We start from the raw sequence: 4,674 nt of genomic DNA, 5'->3' as shown, positions 1-4,674 counted from the left end.
CGCGCCGGTCGCGATCATCGCGGGCACCGACCACAACCTCGCGACGCCCGCCGCGCAGGCCGAGCTGGCCACGATCCTGCGGGACCTCGTCGCCACCGTCGTCGCGAGTCGCCCCTGACGTCCCGCCGGCCGCGGGGGGGCGGCGAGACAACGCAGGCGAGGGGCTTCACAGGGCGGGGCCCACCGCCTACCTTCGGGGTCCCAGCAACGAACGAAAGGAGGTGATCCAGTGTCTCATTGTCATCAGCCGCTGTCTTCGGCTTACCGGACCTGGACCGTCGCCTCCGGCGCCTCCTTCTAAGGGCGCTCGAGCCGCACACTCGGGACAGTTTCGGCCGGACCGCGGTTCGGCAATGGAAGGGCCGCCCTCACGGGCGGCCCTTCGGCTTTTCGGGGGGCACGGCGATCGCGTCGCCGTGCCGATGCGAAGCCGGTTCAGCGCTTCTGGAACAGCGGCTGCGCCAGCGCCTCGGTGCGGGCGCGCCATAGGTCGCGCTCCTCGCGCATCGCGTCGAGCTCGTCGCGGATTTGATCGCGCTCCGCCCGGAAGTGATCGCGCTCGGCGCGGATTTCCTGGAGGGCGTTCATCTCGATCTGCACGTGGTTGCGCAGCTCGCGGATCTCCTGGGCGAGCAGGGTCTGCAGCTCGCCGTGGCGGTCGGCCTCGAGCCGAAGCTTGGCCTTCAGCATCAGGTTCTCGGCCATCAGCTCCGAGACGTCCTCGGCGTCCGAGTTCGAGCGCGGGGCCTCGGCCGGCTGCTGCACGATCCGGGGCGACCAGGCCTGCTCGGCGGCGCGGGCCTCGGGACGCGGCGCCGGGCGCGCCTCGACTTGGCGCGCCTCGACTTGGGGCTGTGCCGGGGCCTGGGCGGCGGGCGCCTGGGCCTTCATGGCGGCGAGCCAGTCGCGCAGCGGGCCCGGGGCCGGGCGTCCACCGGACTCGTAGGGTGGCAGGTTGCGGGCGGGGTCCGACATCGGCATGTCCTCAACGATCGAGGCCATTCAGCGCCGAACATGCTTAACGATCGGTAAAGGTTAACGCCGTCTCGCCGTCCGACGACGGGAATGTGGGCCGGATCCCGCCCTGCCCCTCAGCCCGCGCCCTTCTCGATCTCCTGGTCGCTCTCCTGGTCGACGTTCTGCTCGCGCTCGTCGAAGGTGTAGCCTTCGAGCCAGTCCGCGCTGTCCTGCGAGCCGGCCGGGTAGGGGTCGGCCGAGTGCGGCGCGCCCTGCTTCTTGGCCGCCCTGCCCTCTTCCACGATCTTGGCCGATACGTATGCCATGCGGGTCTCCTCCTTGGCGCCTTGGTCTTCCGAAGGTGGGAGGACCGTGCGAAAAGGCGAGCCCGGCCGTCGGCGGGGACGACGGACCGCTGCGGATCCGTCGCGAAATTGACTTTTCGCGTGAGCTTACGTATCGCTCGGCGCATCCGACGTTCTTCGTCGACTCCGAAGCCGACCGGTCCACCGAGACCGGAGGTCAACGCCCGACAGCGCGTCCGCGCCCTCGGGCGTGCTCGGCGTTGGCGGCAGCGTCCTCACGAAGGCCGTCCTTGACCCACGCCATGACCCCATCCGCCGCCCTGCGCATCGAGGATGCCGTGAACGAGGTCTGCCCCTGGTCGGGCAAGCCGATCGCGGCCGATTCGCTGACGCTGTACAACGGCGCCGTGGTCGGCTTCTGCAATCCGGGCTGCCGGGACAAGTTCGCCCGCGCGGTCGGCGCCTTCGAGGATGCGTTCCAGGCGCGTCGCGCCGCCGCGTCGGGGCTGGACCAGTAGCGCCATGTTCGAGGGCCTTTCCGACCGCCTGTCCGGCATCCTCTCCGGCCTCACCCGCCGGGGTGCGCTGACTGAGGCCGACGTCACCGCCGCGATGCGCGAGGTCCGCCGCGCCCTGCTCGAGGCCGATGTGGCGCTCGAGGTGGTCCGCGGCTTCACCGACGCGGTGCGCGAGAAGGCCGTCGGCGCCGTCGTGCTGAAGTCGGTGACGCCCGGCCAGATGGTCGTGAAGATCGTCAACGACGAGCTCGTGGCGATGCTCGGCACCGACGCCGCGGTGATCGACCTGAACGCGCCCGCCCCCGTGCCGATCCTGATGGTCGGACTGCAGGGCTCGGGCAAGACCACCACGACGGCCAAGATCGCCCGCCGCCTGTCGGACCGCGAGAAGCGCAAGGTGCTGCTCGCCTCGCTCGACACCCGCCGTCCGGCGGCGATGGAGCAGCTCGCCGTCCTCGCCGGCCAGGTCGGCGTCGCCTGCCTGCCGATCGTCGCCGGCCAGTCGGCGGTGCAGATCGCCAAGCGTGCGATGGATGCCGCCCGGCTCGGCGGCTTCGACGTGGTGATGCTCGACACCGCCGGCCGCACCACGGTCGACGAGGCCCTGATGCAGGAAGCCGCCGAGGTGAAGGCGGCGACGAAACCCCACGAGGTCCTGCTCGTCGCCGACGCGCTCACCGGCCAGGACGCGGTCAACACCGCCCGCGCCTTCGACCAGCGCCTCGGCGTCACCGGCATCGTGCTCACCCGCATGGACGGCGATTCGCGCGGCGGTGCGGCGCTCTCGATGCGCGCCGTCACCGGCAAGCCGATCAAGCTCGTCGGCACCGGCGAGAAGGTCGACGCGCTGGAGGAGTTCCACCCCTCCCGCGTCGCCAACCGCATCCTCGGCATGGGCGACATCGTCTCGCTCGTCGAGAAGGCGGCCGAGACCATCGACCACGAGCAGGCGCTCCGCACCGCGGAGAAGATGCGCAAGGGCAAGTTCGACCTCGACGACCTGTCGATGCAGCTCGCCCAGATGGAGAAGATGGGCGGCATCGGCGGCCTGATGGGCATGCTGCCCGGCATGGGCGCGATGAAGAAGCAGGTCGAGGGCGCCAACCTCGACGAGAAGATGTTCAAGCGCCAGCGCGCGATCATCTCCTCGATGACGGCGCAGGAGCGCAAGAACCCCGATCTCCTCAAGAACTCCCGCAAGAAGCGCATCGCGGCCGGCTCGGGCACCAAGGTCGAGGAGCTGAACAAGCTCCTGAAGATGCACCGGACCATGGCCGACATGATGAAGGCGATGGGCTCGGGCAAGCGCGGCATCGGCCAAGCGCTGGGCTCGATGTTCGGCCTCGGCGGCGGGATGCCGGGCGGCATGGGCGGGATGCCCGGGCTTCCCCCGGGGATGCCCGAGCCGACGCCGGAGCAGATCGAGGCGATGCAGAAGCAGTTCGGCGGCAAGCTGCCGCCGATGCCCCCCGGCCTCGGGGGCGGCGGCAAGATGCCGGGCCTTCCGGGTCTCGGCGCGCCGAAGATGCCGGGCCTCGGCGGCTTCCCGTTCGGGAAGAAGAAGTAGGGCGAATGGGGAGTAGCGAATAGCGAACGGGGCTTTCGGCCATCTGTTCGCTACTCACTACCCACGATTCGCCGATCGATCGAAGCAAATCAGGAGCTGAAGACATGTCCCTCAAGATCCGCCTGACCCGTGGCGGCGCCAAGAAGCGCCCGTACTACCGCATCGTCGTCGCCGACGCCCGCGCGCCCCGCGACGGCCGCTTCATCGAGAAGGTCGGCGCCTACGACCCGATGAAGGCCAAGGACGACCCGGCCCGCATCGTGCTCGAGGCCGAGAAGATCACGGCGTGGCTCGCCAAGGGCGCGCAGCCGACCGACCGCGTCTTGCGCTTCCTCGACGCCGCCGGCCTCGCCAAGCGCCCCACCCGCAACAACCCGCAGAAGGCCGAGCCGGGCGAGAAGGCCAAGGAGCGCGCCGCCAAGCGCGCCGAGAAGGCCGCCAAGCCCGCCGAGGACGCGGCCGCTTAAGGAGCGCCAGCATGCGTCGTCCCGCAGGCCCATCCCGCGGCGACGGCGCGCGCCGCGGGCAAGCCGGTGATCGCGTTCTCGACCGATGCGAGCGTCGCCGGCCCCGGCACCTACCTGCTGAGCTTCCTCCCGCAGGCCGAGGTCGACCGGATCGTCGACGAGTCGGTCGCGGGCGGGCGCCGCTCCTTCGCCGCGCTGATCCCCGAGAACGCCTACGGCAACGCCGTCGAGGCGCAGTTCCGCGAAGCGGTGGCGCGCAAGGGCGCCCGTCTCGTCGGCATCGAGCGCTACGCCCCCGGCGCGCCGGAGCCGGCGATCGCGCGCCTCGGCGGCCTGATCACCGGACCGGGCGCGCAGGCCGACACCCTGTTCCTGCCCGAGACCGCCGATGGGCTGCCGAATGTGGCGGCCGCGCTCACCAAGGCCGGCTTCGCGCCGTCCCGCGTCCGGCCGATCGGCACCGCGGTCTGGAACGAGCCGCGGCTCTTCGCGCTGCCGGCCCTGCAGGGCGGCCGCTTCGCCGCACCGGACACCGGCGGATTCGGCAACTTCGCCGGGCGTTACCAGGCGCGGTTCGGCACGAGCCCGCCGCGGGTCGCCTCGCTGGCCTACGACGCGGTCTCGCTCAGTGCGGCGCTCGCGCGGCAATACGGGACCCAGCGCTTCGCCGACGCGACCCTGACCAAGAGCGCCGGGTTCGCCGGCGTCGACGGCACCTTCCGCTTCCGCGCCGACGGCCTGAGCGACCGGGCGCTCGCCGTCCACGAGATCCGCAACAACGCGTCGAGCGTGGTCAGCCCGGCGCCCCGCGCCCTGGCCAAACCCGGCACCTGAGCCTCCGCCGCGCGTCAGCCGTGGCC

Annotated in this window: 5 protein-coding genes and 1 pseudogene; 4 read left to right on the top strand and 2 right to left on the bottom strand. The window is 71.4% G+C overall.

The genetic code is table 11. The features are described 5' to 3' along the window. Nucleotides 1–435: 435 nt before the first annotated feature. Nucleotides 436–975, bottom strand: coding sequence for an ATPase (locus FV223_RS20495; protein WP_147728733.1), 540 nt, complete (start codon nucleotides 973–975; stop codon nucleotides 436–438). A 116-nt stretch (nucleotides 976–1,091) separates the two neighbouring features. Beyond that, nucleotides 1,092–1,283, bottom strand: a complete 192-nt coding sequence (locus tag FV223_RS20490) for a hypothetical protein (protein ID WP_147728732.1) — start codon at nucleotides 1,281–1,283, stop codon at nucleotides 1,092–1,094. A gap of 281 nt (nucleotides 1,284–1,564) precedes the next feature. Here FV223_RS20490 and FV223_RS20485 point away from each other — a divergent pair, with 281 nt between their 5' ends. The 4 genes and pseudogenes from FV223_RS20485 to FV223_RS20470 form a co-directional block, all read left to right on the top strand. Beyond that, nucleotides 1,565–1,780 carry a glutathione S-transferase gene (locus FV223_RS20485; protein WP_147728734.1) on the top strand — a complete coding sequence of 72 codons (216 nt, stop codon included), beginning with the start codon at nucleotides 1,565–1,567 and terminating at the stop codon, nucleotides 1,778–1,780. A gap of 4 nt (nucleotides 1,781–1,784) precedes the next feature. Next, entirely contained in the window at nucleotides 1,785–3,347 is a 1,563-nt protein-coding gene (gene ffh, locus FV223_RS20480) for a signal recognition particle protein (RefSeq protein WP_147728731.1), read from the top strand. Nucleotides 3,348–3,451: 104 nt separating this feature from the next. Next, nucleotides 3,452–3,814: a 30S ribosomal protein S16 gene (rpsP, locus tag FV223_RS20475; protein WP_147728730.1), complete on the top strand. Its 363-nt coding sequence runs from the start codon at nucleotides 3,452–3,454 to the stop codon at nucleotides 3,812–3,814. A gap of 51 nt (nucleotides 3,815–3,865) precedes the next feature. After that, a pseudogene (locus FV223_RS20470) lies at nucleotides 3,866–4,648 on the top strand (penicillin-binding protein activator); the annotation flags it as partial. Nucleotides 4,649–4,674: the final 26 nt, after the last annotated feature.

The organism is Methylobacterium sp. WL116, assembly GCF_008039455.1.
Taxonomy (GTDB): domain Bacteria; phylum Pseudomonadota; class Alphaproteobacteria; order Rhizobiales; family Beijerinckiaceae; genus Methylobacterium.
Note: the sequence above shows the minus strand (reverse complement) of the source record. Positions and strands in the feature narration are given on the sequence as shown.

Excerpts from the sequence above, each read along its gene's own strand:
- FV223_RS20495 (WP_147728733.1), bottom strand. The coding sequence starts at position 975 with ATGTCGGACCCCGCCCGCAACCTGCCACCCTACGAGTCCGGTGGACGC.
- FV223_RS20490 (WP_147728732.1), bottom strand. The coding sequence starts at position 1,283 with ATGGCATACGTATCGGCCAAGATCGTGGAAGAGGGCAGGGCGGCCAAG.
- FV223_RS20485 (WP_147728734.1), top strand. The coding sequence starts at position 1,565 with ATGACCCCATCCGCCGCCCTGCGCATCGAGGATGCCGTGAACGAGGTC.
- ffh (WP_147728731.1), top strand. The coding sequence starts at position 1,785 with ATGTTCGAGGGCCTTTCCGACCGCCTGTCCGGCATCCTCTCCGGCCTC.
- rpsP (WP_147728730.1), top strand. The coding sequence starts at position 3,452 with ATGTCCCTCAAGATCCGCCTGACCCGTGGCGGCGCCAAGAAGCGCCCG.